Source organism: Acetobacter oryzifermentans (genome assembly GCF_001628715.1).
Classification (GTDB): Bacteria; Pseudomonadota; Alphaproteobacteria; order Acetobacterales; family Acetobacteraceae; genus Acetobacter; species Acetobacter oryzifermentans.
Map to the genome: position 1 here is coordinate 540,083 of NZ_CP011120.1, position 19,215 is coordinate 559,297.

15 protein-coding genes are annotated in these 19,215 nt (G+C 51.4%); 9 read left to right on the plus strand and 6 right to left on the minus strand.

Translation table 11 applies throughout. The features are described 5' to 3' along the window. The first annotated feature begins 90 nt into the window (after nucleotides 1-90). Nucleotides 91-1,785, plus strand: coding sequence for a Hint domain-containing protein (locus tag WG31_RS02630; protein ID WP_063353552.1), 1,695 nt, complete (start codon nucleotides 91-93; stop codon nucleotides 1,783-1,785). A 70-nt stretch (nucleotides 1,786-1,855) separates the two neighbouring features. Here WG31_RS02630 and WG31_RS15995 read toward each other — a convergent pair whose 3' ends face one another. Next, the gene (locus WG31_RS15995) at nucleotides 1,856-3,277 is read right to left on the minus strand and encodes a cryptochrome/photolyase family protein (RefSeq protein WP_063354845.1); all 1,422 of its coding nucleotides are present in this window, start codon (nucleotides 3,275-3,277) and stop codon (nucleotides 1,856-1,858) included. A 167-nt stretch (nucleotides 3,278-3,444) separates the two neighbouring features. Here WG31_RS15995 and msrB point away from each other — a divergent pair, with 167 nt between their 5' ends. The 4 genes from msrB to WG31_RS02655 all read left to right on the plus strand — a co-directional run bounded on the left by msrB (nucleotide 3,445) and on the right by WG31_RS02655 (nucleotide 7,520). Continuing rightward, nucleotides 3,445-3,912 carry a peptide-methionine (R)-S-oxide reductase MsrB gene (gene msrB / locus WG31_RS02640; RefSeq protein ID WP_063353553.1) on the plus strand — a complete coding sequence of 156 codons (468 nt, stop codon included), beginning with the start codon at nucleotides 3,445-3,447 and terminating at the stop codon, nucleotides 3,910-3,912. A gap of 32 nt (nucleotides 3,913-3,944) precedes the next feature. Continuing rightward, the gene (locus tag WG31_RS02645) at nucleotides 3,945-4,382 is read left to right on the plus strand and encodes a DUF4112 domain-containing protein (protein WP_006116992.1); all 438 of its coding nucleotides are present in this window, start codon (nucleotides 3,945-3,947) and stop codon (nucleotides 4,380-4,382) included. 197 nt (nucleotides 4,383-4,579) lie between these two features. Then, a complete protein-coding gene (locus WG31_RS02650) occupies nucleotides 4,580-5,788 on the plus strand; it encodes an AI-2E family transporter (RefSeq protein WP_082823228.1) in 1,209 nt (402 codons plus the stop codon). A gap of 115 nt (nucleotides 5,789-5,903) precedes the next feature. Continuing rightward, on the plus strand, nucleotides 5,904-7,520 hold the full coding sequence (locus WG31_RS02655) for a bifunctional aspartate transaminase/aspartate 4-decarboxylase (protein ID WP_035351046.1): 1,617 nt from the start codon (nucleotides 5,904-5,906) through the stop codon (nucleotides 7,518-7,520). 184 nt (nucleotides 7,521-7,704) lie between these two features. Here the strand turns inward: WG31_RS02655 and WG31_RS02660 are convergent, their stop codons facing one another. The 4 genes from WG31_RS02660 to WG31_RS02675 all read right to left on the minus strand — a co-directional run bounded on the left by WG31_RS02660 (nucleotide 7,705) and on the right by WG31_RS02675 (nucleotide 11,966). Continuing rightward, nucleotides 7,705-9,609: a Hint domain-containing protein gene (locus WG31_RS02660; RefSeq protein ID WP_063353555.1), complete on the minus strand. Its 1,905-nt coding sequence runs from the start codon at nucleotides 9,607-9,609 to the stop codon at nucleotides 7,705-7,707. Between the two features lie 397 nt (nucleotides 9,610-10,006). After that, nucleotides 10,007-10,540 (minus strand): Dps family protein, encoded by a 534-nt coding sequence (locus tag WG31_RS02665; protein WP_019089540.1) that lies wholly within the window; start codon nucleotides 10,538-10,540, stop codon nucleotides 10,007-10,009. A 157-nt stretch (nucleotides 10,541-10,697) separates the two neighbouring features. Further along, a complete protein-coding gene (locus WG31_RS02670; RefSeq protein ID WP_063353556.1) occupies nucleotides 10,698-11,669 on the minus strand; it encodes an NAD(P)H-dependent glycerol-3-phosphate dehydrogenase in 972 nt (323 codons plus the stop codon). 63 nt (nucleotides 11,670-11,732) lie between these two features. After that, complete coding sequence (locus tag WG31_RS02675; protein WP_035351111.1) at nucleotides 11,733-11,966, minus strand: (2Fe-2S)-binding protein; 234 nt, start codon at nucleotides 11,964-11,966, stop codon at nucleotides 11,733-11,735. A 391-nt stretch (nucleotides 11,967-12,357) separates the two neighbouring features. Between WG31_RS02675 and WG31_RS02680 the strand changes: the two genes are divergently transcribed. From WG31_RS02680 to WG31_RS02690, 3 genes are all read left to right on the plus strand, one after another. Further along, a complete protein-coding gene (locus WG31_RS02680; protein WP_162269447.1) occupies nucleotides 12,358-13,698 on the plus strand; it encodes a DUF2142 domain-containing protein in 1,341 nt (446 codons plus the stop codon). A gap of 77 nt (nucleotides 13,699-13,775) precedes the next feature. Beyond that, on the plus strand, nucleotides 13,776-16,424 hold the full coding sequence (locus WG31_RS02685) for a glycosyltransferase family protein (protein WP_063353558.1): 2,649 nt from the start codon (nucleotides 13,776-13,778) through the stop codon (nucleotides 16,422-16,424). A gap of 107 nt (nucleotides 16,425-16,531) precedes the next feature. Beyond that, nucleotides 16,532-17,506 carry a glycosyltransferase family 2 protein gene (locus WG31_RS02690; protein ID WP_063353559.1) on the plus strand — a complete coding sequence of 325 codons (975 nt, stop codon included), beginning with the start codon at nucleotides 16,532-16,534 and terminating at the stop codon, nucleotides 17,504-17,506. Between the two features lie 72 nt (nucleotides 17,507-17,578). On the opposite strand, the gene WG31_RS02695 is transcribed toward WG31_RS02690, so the two are convergent. Next, nucleotides 17,579-18,115, minus strand: a complete 537-nt coding sequence (locus WG31_RS02695) for a PACE efflux transporter (protein ID WP_082823113.1) — start codon at nucleotides 18,113-18,115, stop codon at nucleotides 17,579-17,581. 62 nt (nucleotides 18,116-18,177) lie between these two features. Between WG31_RS02695 and WG31_RS02700 the strand changes: the two genes are divergently transcribed. After that, entirely contained in the window at nucleotides 18,178-19,089 is a 912-nt protein-coding gene (locus tag WG31_RS02700) for a LysR family transcriptional regulator (protein ID WP_063353560.1), read from the plus strand. Nucleotides 19,090-19,215: the final 126 nt, after the last annotated feature.

Here is a 19,215-nt window from a genome sequence, read left to right on the forward strand (position 1 = left end):
TTTTTTCAAACACACCCCATATGGTAGTGGATGATATTTTCCAAACAAAGCGTAATCGGCGCAGGAAAACCATGTAAAAGGGCACAACAAATGGCTGAGTCGATTATCTTTAAGCCGATCAACGGAAGTCAGTCGGTTATCGAGCCAGACAGCAACGGCGTTATCAGCATTAATGAATCTGGAAATATTACTGGAACGCAGTATGTTGCGCCGGGCATTCCGGTTTCTGATGCGAATGCATCAACTACAGGCACTATTTCTATAACTAATAATGCTGTTGTTACAGCAACTAGCTGGAATGTTGGGGAAGCGTCCGGTAGCACTGCAACAGTTACCGTTTCAGATGGTGCATCATTAACGCTTGATAACTCAGATAAAATTGCAACAGGTTCCACCGTTGTGGTTGGCAATGGTGGCACGCTTTTGTTGGATGGTGTTTCTTCCAACGTGCCGGGGCAGATCCAATTTTCCGGCGGCAATGGAACAATCGAAGTCGGGGCTGGTACAAACCTGACTATTATTCAGTATATCACCAACATTTCTGTAAACGATACCATTGTGCTGGATGGTACAGTTGCAGATGGTGTTACGTATAAAGATGGTGTGTATACCCTTACAGATAATGGCCAGCCCATTCAGGGCACAGCATCCTTTCAGTTGCCTGCTGCTAATGAAGGCTCCACTTTTACGGTTACAAACGTAGATGGCAAAACCTATCTGAATGCCACTACTGTTGTTTGCTTTCTTGCTGGCAGCATGATCCGCACTTCCGAAGGGGATGTTGCGGTGGAAGATATCCAGATTGGTGATCAGGTTGTTACGTTCGATTGGAAAAACAACAAAGACATCACGCGTCCGGTTGTATGGGTTGGCAAGGCGCATGCCGTGGTGCGCGCAGGTCTGCCGGATGATGAGGCAGGCTACCCGGTGCGTATTCTTAAAGATGCCATTGCAGATGGCGTGCCCTACAAGGATATGCTGATTACCGCAGAACATTGCTTGTTCTTTGATGGCAAGTTTGTGCCAGTGCGGATGTTGGTAAATGGTGTATCCATTTTTTACGATAAGTCTATTCTCTCTTATGATTACTACCATGTAGAAACAGCACAGCATTCGGTTATTACTGCCGATGGTATGCTCACAGAAAGCTATCTGGATACGGGCAACCGTGCGTCTTTCCGTCAGGAAGGCAAGGTGGCAACCCTGCGCGGCGCTGTGCGGAACTGGACAAAAGATGCAGGCGCTCCACTTTGTGTGGATCGCGCTTTTGTTGAACCCCTGTTCTACAAGCTAGAAGCGCGTGAAAACAGTGTAACTGGGTGCCATGTGCCAGTAGAACAGACTGTTATGGTCACAGATTCCAACCTGCATCTGGTTACGCAGGCAGGGGCAATTATTCGGCCAGTGCGGCAGGATGGCCAGCGTTACAGCTTTATGCTGCCTGCTCATACGCAGTCTGTGCGCATTGTCTCCCGCGCCAGCCGCCCGGCTGATGTTATCGGGCCGTTTGTGGATGATAGGCGCCAGATGGGCGTAGCTGTGGCGGATGTGCATTTTATCACAGCCAAAAACTTGCATACCATTACAGCGCATCTTCAGGCGGAAAAGCCCGAAGGCTGGCATGATACCGATTGGACAGATTGCGCATGGACAAACGGCAACGCCGTGCTGCCTATGGGTGATTTTACCAAAGGTAAAATGGGCCTTCTGTCCATGACCATTCGTGCCGCCGGGCCTTACCTGCTGCATGAGGCAGACCAAAAAGCACAGGTTTTTTCTGCCTGATTTTAAAAGTTAAGGGCAATAACAGGCTCTACCTCTACCGGGGTGGGGCCTGTTTTATAATGATCGCGTGCTATTTGGGCAGGTTTTTCCAACACTCCAATGCACGTAGGCGGCCCAGCTTAAGGTCTACAATTGGGGGCGGGTAATTTAAACGTTGCGCGCTTTTCCAAGGGGTGTGGATGGTTTTGTTATCCAGCGCTGCCAGTTCTGGCACCCATGTACGAATATATTGGCCTAATGGATCATATTTTTCAGATTGCCCCACCGGGTTAAAAATACGGAACCACGGTGCCGCATCAATGCCTGTGCCAGCGCCCCATTGCCAGTTCATGGCGTTTACGGCGGCATCTGCATCCAACAGGTGTGCATAAAACCAGCGTTCTCCTTTTTGCCAGTCTGTCAGCAGATGTTTGGTTAAAAAGGAGGCCACAACCATGCGCACGCGGTTGTGCATCCAGCCCGTGCGGGCCAGTTGGCGCATACCGGCATCTACCAGCGGAAGCCCCGTTTGCCCCTGCTGCCATGCTGCCAGATCTGCGGCATCCGTGCGCCACGGCATGTGGTTAAATTCGGCGCGCAGGTTGCGGGTGGCAAGGTCTGGTGTGGTGAACATCTGCATCCACGCAAAATCACGCCAGCCTAGTTCTGCCAAAAACTTTTCGGCATCTGTGGCCAGTTGTGGGTGCAGGTGTGCAGCATGGCGGATGGCATGCCAGATCTGACGCACAGAAATCTGCCCCACCCGAATATAAGGTGAAAGCAGTGATGTTCCATGTGTGGCATCGGTTCTGTCTCGCTGTGTTTCATAATCTTCTAGCGCGTTTTCTATAAACCGGTGCAGGTTGGTGTGGGCGCATTGTTCTCCGCTTGTCCAGCCGGGCAGAGTAGGGGGCATTTGCGTGCCAACGCGGCCAAGGCGCACGCCTTCTGGCAAATTGAGGGCGCGAGCAGGCACATAATTTTTACCGCGCATATCTGGTGCTGGCAGTGGAGGCGGCGGTTCTGGCAAATCCCGCGCGGCGCGCCACCATGCGGTAAACACACGGTATGGCTGGCCCGCCTGTGTGCGTATGGCCCAGGGTTCAAACAACAAACGGCCGGTGCAAGAGTGTACTGTCACCCCCTGTTTTTTCAGGCTGGCATGCACATCCGTATCCGCCGCAATGCCCGGCGCATCATACCGACGGTTCCAGAACACATCTGTAGCATTTATGGCCTGCGCCAATGCGGGAACAGAAAGCCGCGTTGGGCCGGATAACATTAACAAAGTCTGCCCCTGTTTATGCAAACTGGTGGCCAGCTGCGCACACGCGGCTTGCGCCCAACTTGCAATGCGGGTGGTGGGGGCATCCTGCAAGGCGGCATCCTGCACATAGGCGCACAGCACGGGCTGCCCCGTTGCGTAGGCCGCGTGCAGGGCTGGGTTATCAGCCACGCGGTAATCATCTCGTAGCAAAACCAGAACAGGGGCGGGAGAGGGTGCATTAACCATACGCCATGTGGTGCCGGTATAGATGTGTACATGCAATGGGGTAGGCTGTATTTTGTGGCGGCGTTGTCTTTGGCAGTCGCTAGAGTGTGAAGGTGCCAAACTATAGCCATGCACGTTGTTGGTGCCGTAACATGCAACTGTAAACACGGCAGGAAAGGCGATTAGCCATGTCAGATTCTTTGTCAGGCAGCTGCGGTGCCGGTGGGCGCGGCCCGCGTGGCCCGCTTACCCCAGAGCAGGAGCAGATTCTGTTTGGCCACGGAACGGAGTATCCCGGTTCCAGCCCACTGAATCATGAAAAGCGCGAGGGGGCGTATCATTGCGCGGCCTGTGGGGCGCTGCTGTTCCGCTCTCACACCAAGTATGAAAGTGGTAGTGGCTGGCCTTCCTTTTGGGCGGCAGAACCCAACGCCGTTGCCACGCACAAAGATACCAGCCACGGCATGGTGCGCACAGAGGCCCATTGCGCACAGTGCGAAGGGCATTTGGGCCATGTTTTTCCTGATGGCCCACCCCCCACCGGCCAACGTTATTGCATGAATGGTCTGGCGCTGGATTTTAGGCCAGATCCGCAACGGGCAACTTCTGCTGGAGGCGCCACCGCTATGGATCATACAAGCGGCTGGGCCTCTTGAAAGCAGCATGCCTGCTGCTTACGTGAGGGAGCATGACAACACATGCTCTGGCTCATACCGGGTTTTCCTCTTTCCAAAGTGGGCAGTCTGCACACGGGCAGCCCTCTGCGGATGCATTGCGCCGCCTTAAACGGGCGCGCCGTTTTGCGTGGTTGCTGGATGCCGCCATTAGGCTGCCCGGCACCCGCGTAAGGGTAGGGGCAGATGCCATTGTGGGGCTGGTGCCCGGCGGTGGCAGCACGGTTATGGGCCTGCTTTCCTTTTATGTGGTGTGGGAGGCATGGCGCATGGGCCTGCCCCCCAAACTGCTGCTGCGTATGATAAGCAATATTGCCATAGAAGCCGCCGTGGATGTGGTGCCTGTGGCGGGTGATCTGCTGGACATTGCCTTTAAGGCCAACATGCGCAACGTGGCCGTTATGGAAAGCTGGCTGGGTGTACCGCCCTCTGCTGCCACGCGCAAAAAATAAGGCATCGTTTTTAAAAAATATGCCTCATTGTCATAAGGGCTGCCCGGTGAGGTGGCCCTTTTGCATGTCTGGCACGTTAACAGGCAAAACAGGCAGGGTGGCCCGCCACGTTTAGCCTGCGTTGCAAGAAAAAAGGGTGTGGGCGGTGCCATTTTGCAGCACAACGGCACAAATGCCGGTGGTTGGCAGAGGGTGCAGTGCGCCCTGTGTTCTTCCGCCCCGCAGGCAGGAGAAAACACGCCGTGCAACCGCCAGATAGCAGCGCCCCACCCCCTCACGCTCCAACGCCAGCCGCTTCTACGGCCCATGCGCCTGAGGCGCCGCAGCTTGCGGGGCTGGAAGCATCTGTTCACAAGCTGGAAAACACGGTGCGCCGCTTTTACCGGCTGGCCGTTATGGTGGTAACGGTTACGGCGGCCGGGCTGTTTGTAAGCTCTGGCGGCGCGGTGGTGATGGTGGTGTTTGCCTCTGCCCTTGTGGCGGTGGTGCTGCATGCTGCGGCCCGCATTATCTCCCGCCTGTTGCATATTCCGCAGTGGCTTTCTGTCATGCTGTTTGTGCTGGTGCTTGTGGGCGCGCTTTCCCTTGTGGTGCATGTGTCCGGCCCGGAACTGACAGTGCAGCTTTCGCACCTGCATGAAGCCCTTACCAGCGAGCGTGATGCCCTGCACAACATGCTGGACAGCAACCCGCTGGGCCATGCGGTGCTAGATCACTTCCCGCGCTTTTTGGGTGGCAACATGGTGCCAGATGGGCGTGCAGGCTCAGAAGGTGGCATGGATTTTGCAGGCTCCATGACTAACGTGCTGACATCCACCTTTGGTTCGGTTGGCACCATGGTGGTGATTATTATTGCCGGGGTGTATTTTGCGCTTTCACCCCACCTGTATGCCAACGGCATTTTGCGCATAACGCCTGTAGCCTACCGCAGCACCATGCGCACTGTGTTGCTTACAACCGGCCACGCTCTAACCGCTTGGGTGGCGGGCCAGATGCTGGATATGACGGTTGTGGGCATGCTGACATGGAGCGGCCTTTCCCTGCTGGGCATGCCGTTGGCGCTGCCTTTGGGGCTGGTGGCGGGGCTGGCCAATTTTGTGCCGTATCTGGGTACGTTTATTGGGGCCGTGCCTGCGTTGCTGATTGCACTTTCCGTTGGCCCGCGTGAGGCCATGATGGTGGCGGGCCTGTATGCTGCTATTCAGACGTTTGAAGGGTATGTGATGTCTCCCTTCATTCAAAAACGTGCGGTGCGGATGCCGCCTGCGCTCACCATTCTTTCGCAAACAATTTTTGGTGCGTTTTTGGGTATGTGGGGTTTTATTTTTGCCTCCCCCATTACGGCGGTGCTTCTGGCTGTAGCCAGCCGTCTTTCCGCACCTCTCCCCCCGAACGAGGAAGTGTAATTGCACCTTACGCAAGGGGCCAAACCGCTGTTTTTTTACACTTTCCCACTGGTCATAATAGAACAGGACATGCAAGCTGATGATGGCAAGAAGTTCCGCAGGAAGGAAACCCCGCATGTCTACCACGCCAGATGCGTATCAAAAATTTCGTCATCTCAGCCCATTTGAACTGAAAGATGAGCTTATAAAGCTGGCCTCTGGTCGTGCCCAGCGCGCCATGTTGGATGCCGGGCGTGGCAACCCCAATTTTCTGGCAACATTGCCCCGGCAAGGGTTTTTCCAGCTTGGCATGTTTGCCGCGGCAGATTCTGCTTTAACCTTTTCCTACATGGCAGAAGGCGTAGGCGGTGTGCCCCGGCGTGAGGGTATAGAGGCACGGTTTGAGGCATTTTTGGCAGATAACCAGAACGTGCCGGGTATTTCCTTTTTGCGCCGTGCCGTATCTTATGTGCGCGACCAGCTTGGCCTGCCCGCAGATGAATTTTTGCTGGAAATTACATCCGGTATTTTAGGCTGTGATTACCCCACACCGCCGCGTATGCTGCGTTATACGGAAAAAGTGGTACGCCATTACCTGCTGCACGAAATGGCAGGCGGCACCATGCCAGAAAGCACAACAAACCTGTTTGCGCTGGAAGGTGGCACGGCGGCCATTAGCTATATTTTTGCATCGCTACGTGAAAACGGGCTGATCAATCCGGGTGATAAAGCGGCTATCGGCATGCCGGTGTTTACCCCGTATGTAGAAATTCCCGAACTGCGTGATTACCAGTTGCAGGAAGTGGCCATTAACGCCTGCCCGGAACAAGGCTGGCAATACCCGGATGAAGAGCTGGATAAGCTGCTTGATCCATCCGTTAAGATCTTTCTGGTGGTTAACCCCAGCAACCCCCCATCTGTGCGGATAAGTGATGAAGGGCTGGCCCGCATTGCCGAGATTGTTAAAAAACGGCCAGACCTCATTATTGTAACAGACGATGTGTACGGCACGTTTGCAGATGATTTCCGCTCTATTTACGCCATCTGCCCGCATAATACTATTTTGGTGTATTCCTTCTCCAAATATTTCGGTTCTACGGGTTGGCGTCTGGGTGTGATTGCCATGCACGAACAAAACGTGCTGGATGAGGCACTGGCGGCGCTGCCAGAAGCTGAAAAGGTTGAGCTGGATAAACGCTATGCCTCGCTTACGCCAGATGTGCGCGGCCTGAAGTTTTTGGATAGGCTGGTGGCAGATAGCCGCACCGTGGCCCTTAACCATACAGCAGGGCTTTCTACCCCGCAGCAGGTTCAAATGGTGCTGTTTGCCCTGTTTGCGTTAATAGATGGGCGGGATGCGTATAAAAACGCCCTTAAGCGTTTGCTGCATCGGCGCGAACTGGCCTTGTATCGAGATCTGGGCGTAAAAGCCCCGGATGATGCTGGCAGCACGCATTATTACACGCTGATAGATTTGGTAAATGTGGTGACACAGCTTTACGGCACCCGCTTTGCCCGCTGGTTGATGACACGTATGGATTATCAGACAATCCTGTTCCGTATTGCAGAGGAAACAGGCGTTGTGCTGCTGCCGGGGGATGGCTTTGCCGTAAAACGCCCCTCGGCCCGTGCCTCGCTGGCCAACCTGAACGAGTATCAATACGCTGCCATTGGGGCCGCCCTGCGCCGCATGGCTGGTGAGTATTATGACCGCTACCGGCAGGAAAAAGGGCTGAACAGTAAAGGGGAATAACGTGTTTAGCCAAAACCCTATTATACCATGCAGGCAGAGCATTTTTTAAATCCCGCCTGATATGTGGGTGGCACAGAAAACACCTCTTCCAACTGTGCAGTTCTAGAAAGATTACAAAATAAAAAGAGGCCCTGTTTGTAAAAGCAGGGCCTCTTTTATGATAGCTGAAAGGTTTGAGAACCTATCAGGCAGAACGTATCTGCGCGTTTGGCTGCACGTCTTCTACAAGCGGGTAAACACCCGTTGCCTGTAGGGTAATGGACAGCATGGCAATTTCGTTACGGTCTGTTTGTGTATCTAGCGGCAGGGTGGCGTTGCCGTTTGTCCATGCACATTCGGCCCACCCCATATTATGCCAGCCAGCCGGTTTGTGAGGCTGAAGGTGCGCTGTAATGGGGGTTGCACGCTTACGAGCTGTTACAAGTTGAATATCAGCCACAGCAACACCCAACAGGCGCCGATCATCCACAAAAGGCCCAACCACATCAGCCGGGCGGCTTGCGCGGGAAACAATCTGAACAGACTGCGTGCCCGGCGGCAGTATAAAGCTGTAATGCTGGTTGGCACAGCGTACTGGCCGGATAACAGCCCCTGTTTGCGTAACAAGGTGCAGGTTGGGGTCTGCTGTTAAGGTGGCGGCTGCGGCTGGTGTCTGGCTGCCTGCTACATGGCTTGCGCGATTTTTGAATTTATCAAAAAGCGGTTTTACAAAATCAACATCCACACATAATGGGGCGGCGGCATCTTCTGCCCATGTGCGCGTTTTGCTGTGTAACTGCACAACCGTGCCATTTTGGCGGAAGCTACGGCGGTTGCCTGTATCCAGATAGCTTTCTGTGAGCACACCATCTACCGAGATCACGGCATGGTCTGCTGTTTCTATATGGTAATATGGATAAGACGTGATGGATTTATCGTAAAAAATGGAAGCGCCATTTACCAGCATACGCGCAGGCACAAACTGCCCGTTAAAGAACAGGCAATGTTCTGCCGTTACCAGCATATCCTTGTTAGGTACGCCATCTGCCAAAGCATTTTTTAGAATGCGTACGGGGTATCCGGCTTCATCATCCGGCAGGCTGGGGGTTACAACAGTAAAGGCCTGCCCAGCCCAGATAACCTGCTGTGTGGTTTCTGTATTGTTTTTCCAGTCATATACAAAAATATCTGTACCTGCCTGAATGTCTTCCACTGCCACATCACCCTGCGGGGTGCGCACCATGCTGCCTGCCAGAAAACATGCGCCTGTATCACTCTGTTCACCAAACAGAATGTAGCCATCGCTGTAGGTTACGGTGGGGGCGGGCTCTACATTGGCGGCGGAAGATGTTGCATACCCTTTAATGGTTACAACCGTGGTGGTTTTACCATCAACGGTGGACTGGATAAGCAGATCATCCCCACTTACGGCAGTGGACAGCGCATCATCACTATAAGATGTGCTGGAGGCAATCTTGATCTGGTCTCCATACACAAAGTTTTCGACATTCAGGGAATCTCCTGAAAGATCGCTTAAAGATGTGCTGCCAATAACAAGTTGCCCACCGGGGATATTGTGGAAATCAATCTTGTTGCCGCCATCAATATTGGCAATGCCAGAGAATATAACCGTGCCGCCTTCAATATTAAAGCGTCCAGCATTGATGTTGGAATAATTGGTGCCTGCATCTAGCACGCCACCTTTGTAAATATTGTAAACAGCCTGGTTGCCGTTAAAATCATTACCAACGGATAATGTGCCGTTGGTAATATTGTAAACGGCCTGATTACCGTTGAATTCATTGCTTACGGTAAGTGTGCCGCCATCAATATTAACGGTGCCCCCAGCCGCGTTGGTGATATCTCCACCTGCCCCGAGGAAACCAGGCACAACAGAAACAGTGGCGCCATCTGTAATATTAATGGTTGCCGCATTGAGGTTGAGGTAGCCCGCAATTTTAAGCAACGCACCATTGGTTACGTTCAGCGTTGGGCCTGTGCCCAAACCGGCTGTCGCGTTATCTGGTGGGGTATCAGTGGATTGCGTACCGCCGCCGTTGTAGTTTGTCCAACTTGTATTGGTGGAAACGGTTGTTACATCATCTGCCATGTTCTTGAGCCTTGAATATGCAGTTGGCTTCAAATCCACAATTTGGATAAGAAATATTTAATATTCTTTCAAAAATACATTAATATTCTCTAAACAACAAAGTTATGAAAATATTATCAAAACAGGAAATAGAAAAATATTTACTTCGAATAAGCACGATTTTTAATAATTTATATTTCATATTCATCTGAATATTCGATATGTAAATGCTGTGATGCAGGAATGCTTTTCTAAAAAGCACAGATATAACAATGAATTATATGATATTAATTTACAAAATTAATAAATGTTATGCCATTTATTTGTTTCTAATATTGTACAGTATAAAAAGCGGCCCATATTTGGGCCGCTTTTCAGAAATATCTTTTTGAAAACTTTTAGATGCTTGCGTTCATATTTATTCGTTATGCCCAAAAACCGGGCGCGTGCTTTCAAACAGGAACCACGTGCGGCGTTCGGTTTCATCAATCCAGTTTTCAATCAGGCTGGTTGTGGCCACATCCCCGGCATCGGATGCAATAGCATGCACAGCGCGCAGGCGTTTGGTGAGTGTAAGGTTATCTTCCCGCAGTTCTGAGAGCATGTCTTCGGGTGTTACGTAGAGGGCATCGTTATCAGAAATTTTGGTTTTGCGGGCAATTTCTCCCACAGAATGCAGCGTGGTGCCGCCAATCTTGCGGGCGCGTTCGGCCATGGGGTCTGTCATGGCAAAAATCTGCTGGCTTTGTTCATCCAAAAGCAGGTGGTAATCCCGAAAGTGGCGGCCGCTCATATGCCAATGAAAGTTCTTGGTTTTAATATACAGGGCAAACACATCGGCCAGAACTTCGGACAAACCACCTGCTACGGCCTTTACCTTATCGGCCTTCAGGTCTGTTGGCGTGCCAAGATATTCCTTGATATGGGCTTCTTTTGCTGTGGCTGTGCTCATGGTTTGAACGAACCTCCTGTTTTCACTTTTTGGCAACACCACCAGTGGTGCCTGCCAAGTGCTGCTTTTACACGTGGTGCCATATAGGCATGATGCAAGGCCTGACATGGAAAGATCATAATCCTCACATTCATGTGAATGTCAGGAAGCAACGCGTTTAAGGGGTATCAAGTTCCGTGCGCAGGGGGCGGGTTAAAAGCTGTTCCTGCGCTTGTGGCAGCGTGATCTTGCCTTCCAGAAAAGCGGCAATGCAGGCGGTAATGGGCACATCTACCTTGTGGTGGCGGGCCAATGCCAGCAGGGCATCTGCTGTGGTTACCCCCTCCGCCACGCCGGGCAGGGTGGCCAACGCGCTTTGGGCCGCATTCCCTCGGCCCAAAGCCAAGCCCATCTGATAATTGCGCGATGCCTCGCCCGTGCAGGTTAGCAATAGGTCTCCCAACCCGGCAAGGCCTGCCAGTGTGGCGGGTTGTGCCCCCAAGGCTACGCCAAGGCGGGTTATTTCTGCCAATCCACGGGTTATCAGGGCCGCGCGGGCGTTTTCTCCCAACCCAGCGCCAATGGTAATGCCTGCGGCCACGGCAATAACGTTTTTAGCCGCGCCGCCAAGCTGCACGCCGGTAATATCTGCGCTGGCATACAGGCGCAGGCGCGGGGTAGAGAGCAGATCCACCAATTTGCGCGCCAGCTCCATATTGGCCGAGGCCACAACAGATGCCGCAGGTAAATTGGCTGCAACCTCACGCGCAAAATTGGGGCCAGAAAGCACAGCCCCCGGCACATCTGGCCGCAACCGATGCAGCACATCCAGCGGAAAAGCCAGTGTGCTGCGTTCTATGCCCTTGCAGCATAGCACAGCAGGCACGCCTACAGGCACCAACGGCAGAACAGAGGCCATATGCTGGGTGGGAATAACCATAAGCGCACACGCCACATCTGCCGGGGGCGGCGCAGAGGAAACGGTGATGGAATCTGGTAACGGAAAATCTGGCAAACGCGGCATAGCGCCAGAGGGCAAGCGGGCGGGGTTACGCGCCCATAAATAAACCTGTGCCCCAGTGCGGGCCATATGTAGGGCCAGCGCAGTACCCCATGCGCCAGCACCCATAACCAGAATACGGTGTTTCATTCTTTAAGCGGTGCCAGAACCCAAACCGGGGCGCAAGCACAACATAAAGCAGCAGCCCCGCGCTTAGGCAGATAGCGCCACGCCAGCAGCAGCAGGCACCATGTGGGCTGGAACTTCGGCTTTTTTCATGTGTTTTAGCCGGGCCTCACGCAGCAGGCAGACAACGCCTTTTACGCAGTTCCCGCACTGAGCCTTGCAGTTGCGCGCGGCATAAATGTCACGCGGGCGGGTTGCCCCGTCTGCCACAGCGGCTTCAACGTCTTTGTGAGTGAGACGATTGCAAGAGCAGACAACCATACGCAGCACCTTTGTGGTGGTTGATCGATTCTGGAGAGACTTCATCACAAGTAAGAATGAATCGCAATTCTTTTTTGCAAAAGAGTTGCAACTCTTCGAGAGGAAAATGCGTCCATAGGCTAAAATTTAGGAAGCTCAGCTCTGTTGTTTGCCTTAGTTTTAATGCAGGAGGCGGGCAGATGGTGCGCCCAACAGTATGTAAGAGAACATGATCGAAATAGAATCTACAAAATGATATAGGGTGGGCAGACTATATTTTTGAAGTTTTCATTGGGGATGTTTATTTGTGATTAAAAATTTTTTGGAGGCAAATGGCACCTATCTCGTTGAAATATTTACAAGTCGTAAAGTGCTGCGCTGTTTTTATGTTTTTTTTGCACTGATTACTGGAATGTTTTGCGTTATTTTAACGCCGCCTTTTCAGGTGGCGGATGAGCCTGCCCATTTTATGCGGGTTTTGGAAATTGCGGATAATGAGCTGGTTGGCGTCAAATATTCTCGTCTAGCAAGCGGCACCATGCTTTCGCAGTCCGTGCCCGTGCTTGAGGGTATTTTTGATAAGCTGGCTCTTTCACATCAAAGCAAGGTCACACCGGAAATGCTAGCTCAGGCCATGGCCGTGCCTTGGTCTGGCAACAAGGTTTCTGTTGGGTTGTCCAACACCGTTATTTATCCGCCTACCTCCTATATAGGGGCCGTAGGAGGGGTGTGGTGGGCACGCTTTTTACATTCAAGTTTGCTGGGTACGTTTTACCTTGCCCGTGTAGGTAATCTGCTTGCAGATATGGCAGTAAGTGTGCTGGCACTTTATTTGATGCCACAGACAGGCATTTTTCTGCTGGTTATTTTGGCGCTGCCCATGAGCATAAGCCTTATGAGTTCCTGTTCGCAGGATGGCATGGTGCTGGCACTTGCGGCGCTGGGTATTGCATGCTCGTTGAATGGATTACGGCAAAGCGCTGTTTGGCAAAAATACATTCTGGCCTGTTTGGGGGGGCTGGCTTTTGGATGCGTGGCCGCCGCCAAAGCACCTTATCTTGTTATGGCATGTGTGCCTGTCCTCTTTATGAACAGGGATAATGTTAAATATGTTATCACATCATGTGCCATGAGTGTGGGTGTTTTTTCTATCTGGGTTGAATGTGGAATCCGCCCGGTTCTGACAGAACTTGCACCGCAAGGCGCTTCTGCGGCTGGGCAGCTTTCTTTCATACGCGAGCACCCCATCCTGCTGGTAGAAAGTATTTTTAACAGTTTGGAAACATACGGGAACTATCTGGTTAATCAGGCTATTGGCGTGCTTGGCTGGCTGGATTTGCCGCTTTCTTCTGGAATGTACAGATTTGCCACTATTTTGCTGGGCTGCACTTTTGCTCTCCCTTTTTTGTGCATGAGGTCTCTGAAAACCCGAGAGAAAGCAGCCGTGCGAGTGTGCGGTTTGGTGCTGATCATGTTGGCTGCGGTCGCAGGTATCTTTATGGCATTGTATGTGACATGGACACCTGTAGGAAAAAATATTGTTGATGGCGTGCAGGGAAGATATTTTTTGCCCATTGTTATGCTGGGTACACTTTATCCCTTTTTGTGGAAGCAGTATGAAATGTCTGAAGATATTCAGCATTCAAAAAAACATGATGTCATAGCAAATATTTTTGCAAACTGTTTTGTTGTGGCGTTTATGGTCTGCTGTTATGCGGCTGTGTGTCAGGCTCTTTCCTACAGGTATTGGTGAATATCATGCAGATGCACCATTTGCATGAAAACGCATGATTTGTAATTTTCTATAATTTATAAAAACCAGGTATATTCATGAATATTCGTGCCAGCTATTCCATTGCAATCATTATCGCAATTCCGATCTTTATTCATTTTCTGGGTCTGTTGAACATCTTATCTTCAGATCCGTTACAGATTTACCTGAATTTCGGAGGAGAGCATTCCGCAATTCTGGATGGAAGCCCTGGCTGGGTTGATCCAAATGCAGGCGCAACAACGCAAGCGCTTGGGCATGAAGCCGCGCGGCAATGGTTGTCTGGCCATATTCCGTGGTGGGAGCGTTTTTCTGGCATGGGGTTGCCTCTTGCGGCAGAAATGCAAAATTCTGCATTGTTTTTCCCGTTTGTTCTCCTGCTGATCTTTGCAAACGGTGTTCTTTATTTAAAAATTGCAATGCAGATTATGTCCGGCCTGTTCATGCTGGGTTTTTTGTATGAAATGCGCCTTTCCCGGCTTACGGCTCTTACGGGCGCCATATTGATTGAACTGAGCGGAACACTTGCTTGGTTTGCGCATGGGCCCATTATGCCGCTCCCCTTTCTGCCGCTGCTGGCATGGGGGGTGTGGCGGAGTTGTCAGCCAGACCTTAAAACCCGGCTTGGCGGCTGTTTTATAACAGCACTGGCCATTGCGGGTTCTCTTTACGCCGGTTTTCCCGAAACAGCGTTTATGAGCGGCCTGCTAGTACTGTGCATTGCAATATGGCGGGTATGCACCTTGCGTGGCAAATGGTTGCAAGGTGCGTTGCCTATTGGGGTTGGCGGCATACTGGGGCTGTTTTTAAGTGCTCCTGCGGTTGTGCCTTTTCTTAGCCTGTTGCGCATTGGTTTTCTGGGCCAGAACACCAATTATCATGATGCGCATATGTTGGCGGCAAACCCTGCGCAAACCCTGTTTCCGTATCTTTTTGGCCCACCATTATATGCACTTTCTGCCGGAGGAGGTTCCGTAGCCGTTGATGTTTGGTGGCACACCGGAGGATATTGTGACATCGCGCTGATTTTTGCGGGCTGTGTAGGATTGTTCATGGCTTTCTCACGCGGGACTTCTTTCCGTGGGTTGCGCTTTGTGCTGGGGGGCTATTTGCTTCTTTCGGGGTTAAAAGCTGTAGGGTTTATACCTGTCAGCCGTCTTATAGACGTTATTCCCGGTATCAAGCAGACAATGTTTTACGTCTATATTGCACCGGGATGGTGGTTTGCTCTTACGTTACTGTCCTGCATGCTGCTTGATGATTTGAATACATCAAACCAACATTCGGGCCGTAAATCTATAAAGTTTGCTTTGGCTGGCACCCTTGTTGGCAGCGTTATATGCCTTTTTAAAGCGCGCCCACATATTATGGATTTTTATAATCACCCTGGGTACAAATGGTATCTGGGTTTATCTTTGATATGGGCAACCCTTGTGCTTACGGTATTAAGTGTTTCATTACTTGGTAAGCGTAAACATACTGTGGTTGCAGCACTTGTCGTAAATGCAGCGGTGTTGTTTTTTATACCCACCTTAACAGGCGTGCGTCCGGCACCGGTGGATACAGATGCTCTATCCTTGCTCAAACAGCTCACCACGCAAAAACGTCTTGTAAGTTTTGGCGTGTTTCCGCCCAATTATGGTGCGTTTTTTGGTATTCCCACCATAAACTACAATTTTCTGCCTTTGCCAGAGCGTTTTGCCGCGCAGATGGATCAGCACGTATGCCCTCATTATGATCATACAGCGTTCTTTTCCATTGGGTTGGGAAAGTTTTGTAGCGGAGATACCGAAGGTCTGACTTATGCAGGGTGGCAGGCGCCTTCTGTGTCTTTTCAGGATGGGCTTGCCTGGTTGCAGCAACATAATACCGGGGTCATCATGTATCCGGCAAATCTGCAATTCTGGCATGATCGGATCGGCACGCGCATTCCTGCACAGGCCAACAGTTATCAAAACCTTGGTGGCACTCCGGTTTCGGGTGTTTTTTCTCATCCTGAACTTGCGGGCGCAACGTTACGGCGTGTTGGTACAGGTTTGGGAACATACAATGGGGCTGCAAAAGGTGTGTGGCATATCAAATTATGCAGCAAAGAAAACTGCACTATAGCTGATGGAAAGCTTGAATATGCTGCCGATAACCTTGTTACATGGTTGAACTTGTCTACCCCACTTACGATTGAAGCAAACCAAACCCAACTGACATATTCCATTTGGAGCGATGCACCAGCCCAACCAGCAGCGATAGCCCTGTGGCCGGGAGAGGGCGGTAAGCCGATGCCGTTACTGACATTGGATATTGATCTGCCCAGAAGCTCCAATACCCGGCAACTCCTTAATAACGGCCATGTTGTTATTGAGGATCTTTCTGGCACAATGCCTTATTATCATGCAGATAATTGTGTTGTTACTTTTAAAGACTACACGCACGTCCATGCGGAGTGTGACAAACCGGGAAATCTTTTCCGTAACGAATTTTATGACGAAGGCTGGACTGCGGTTGTAAATGGCAGACCAGTGCAGTTGGTTCCGGCGGCAGATCAGGTACAGCAAAGCATCCGTTTGGGCACCGGGCATTTTGATATTGCGTATGACTATGCTCCGCAGCATGCACGGCTTATTTTTATACTTTTTACAGTAGGTCTGGTGGGCAGCGCAGTGGTGGGTATGATGGCCTGCAAACCGCGTAAAACGGTAGCAGAAGCCTGATATTTGTCTTGGTTATGAAATTATGCAAAAACATGACGCCTTTGCATACTCTTTACATGCTATATAGCACTGCATGTGTATGATTGGTCTTGAGGGTTTTGATATAAATGTCTGTGCAGTCAGATTTTTTTTTCCAATCAGAAGCTCAGGGTCAAAAACTGCGCATTGCTGTGCTTATCCCCTGTTATAATGAGGAAGTCACGATCGGGCAGGTTATCAGCGAATTTCAGGCTGCTCTCCCAGATGCCCGGATTTACGTTTACGATAACAATTCAAAGGATAACACTGTCGCCATAGCGCGGCAGCACGGTGCTGTTGTCCGTCAGGAAAGGCGGCAGGGCAAAGGCAATGTTATCCGCAGAATGTTTGCTGATATCAATGCCGATTTTTATGTGCTGGTAGATGGTGACGCCACGTATGAAGCTGCGGCTGCATCCCAGATGGTGCAACTTGCCTATGATCAATCTCTGGATATGGTAACGGGGTTACGTGTTTCAGACAGACAGGCGGCTTATCGCTTCGGGCACATTCTGGGTAATAGGGTGCTTACAAATCTGGTGCGGATTATGTTCGGGCAGGGCGTTAAGGATATGCTGTCCGGGTACCGTGTTTTTTCCAATCGGTTTGTAAAATCCTTTCCCGCCCTTTCAAGCGGGTTTGAAACCGAAACCGAGTTTACGGTACACGCTCTTAAATTGTGTATGCCTGTAGGGGAAGTGGAAACAGCTTATATTGAGCGTCCGGAAGGCTCCACTTCCAAACTCAATACATATCGCGATGGTGTGCGTATATTATTTACAATAATCAGCCTTGTGCGGTGCGAACGGCCTTTGCTGTTTTTTGGTGTTTTTTCTCTTCTCTTTTTTATGTTGGGCATGACGCTGGGTATCCCGGTCGTGCTGGAATTTATTAAAACCGGTTATGTGCCACGCTTGCCAACAGCGCTTTTGGCAACAGGGTTCGAGCTTCTGTCTGCTCTTTCCCTCGTTTGTGGGCTTATTCTGGATAGTATCGCGTTGGATCGTTTGGAAAAACGCCGGTTGAGTTATCTTTCCTACTCTCTCCCAATGCAAAGCCAGTAGGTTTTTCTTACGTAAATATGGCGTTTTGCAATGGGGAGGGTAGGGTATATTCAGCTCTGTAAAGGGATTTTTTTACCCGTTGGCCTTGCCGGTTGCGGGGTGATCTGCCGGAACAGGGAATATCCGATCATACACCATGTTAAACACAAAAGCGTAAACCAGATAAAACACGGCAATAGACATGCTGAGCGAAAACGCCGTGAGCACACTTTCATGTAGGTACCAGGCAATGGCGGGCAGCAGCACAACCTGCAACCCGGCTTCAAACAGCAGCGTATGCACAACACGCACGCCCACGGTTTTGTGGGTGGTGGCATAAAGCCGCGCCATCACCCGGTCAAAAACCACGTTGTAAAGATAGTTCCATATTGTAGCGGTTATGGCGCTGCCTATGCCGATCATCCCCATAGAGGATTCGTGCAGCCCAAACAGCGTGCTGCCGGTGGGGATAACAATGGCCAGTGCAATAAGCTCAAACAGCAATACGTGGCGCACACGGTCTGCCGTGCCGCGCGTGCCCACAGCAGGGGCATTTTGTGCAGCATGATGATCTGCCATGGTAGAGGAGGCCGGAGCGGCCTGAAGGGAACTGAATGTTTGCGTTGACATGCCGCGCAATCTATCGTCATCACGGCTAAAGGAAAGATAAGAACCATCAGGAAAACAGATGGATGAATGTCTCGCTCGAACAGCTTGAAGCCTTTGTTGCCACAGCGGATGCGGGCTCGTTTTCCGCAGCAGCCCGCCGTTTGGGGCGTGCGCAATCTGCTATTAGTACGCATGTGGCCAATCTGGAGGTGGATCTGGGGCTGGAATTATTCCTACGCACCGGGCGCACACCTGTATTGACACCAGAAGGTGAACGCCTGCTGCGTGAGGCCCGCGTGGTGTTAGACCGGCGCGAGCACCTGATAGGCGTGGCCCGATCTTTAGAAAATCAGGTTGAAAACCGGCTGGTTGTGGCAATAGATGAATTGTACCCCGAATACGCTCTGGGCCCGGTTTTTGCCGAATTTGCCGAACACTTCCCCTATGTGGAAATGGAAATCCTTTTCCCGCTCATGGAGGATGTTGGCCAGCTTGTGCAGGAAGGGGCCGCGCATCTGGGGGTTATGTGGCAGCAAACACGTATGCCGCCAGATCTGGCGTTTCGCACCATCGGGCGGGTGCCGCTTAAACTGGTATGTGGGCGCAACCACCCATTGGCAGCATGCGGCCCCATAGCGTGGGAAGATCTTAAACGGTATCGGCAGATCATGGTGGCTGCCCGTGGGCAGGAGCGCGAACGCCAACACCTGCGCGTAGCGGGCGAGGTGTGGTGGGTAGAAAGCCACTGGGTCATTCTGGAGCTGGTGAAGCACAATATCGGTTGGTCATTTATTTCAGATCATATTTTAGCGGCCTCTCCCGCAGCACCAGATATTGTTACGCCCCCCTTGGCGTTTGATGCCGGAGATAGGCCCGTGCCGTTGGCTGTGGTGTGGCATCACAAACGGCCGCAAGGCGCGGCTGCGCGCTGGTTACGGCAACGCCTCTGTGCCTCGGAGTCTGTTTTGTATAAAGGGCCAAAGGCCAGTTCATAAAAGCATGATCAATTGTAATGGATTGATATTTAATAAAATACAGCCGTTGTAACAAAACAACAATGCCACCTTAAAGCACATGTTTTGTCTTGCAGGCGAAATGAGAAACGCTATGATACCGAAACA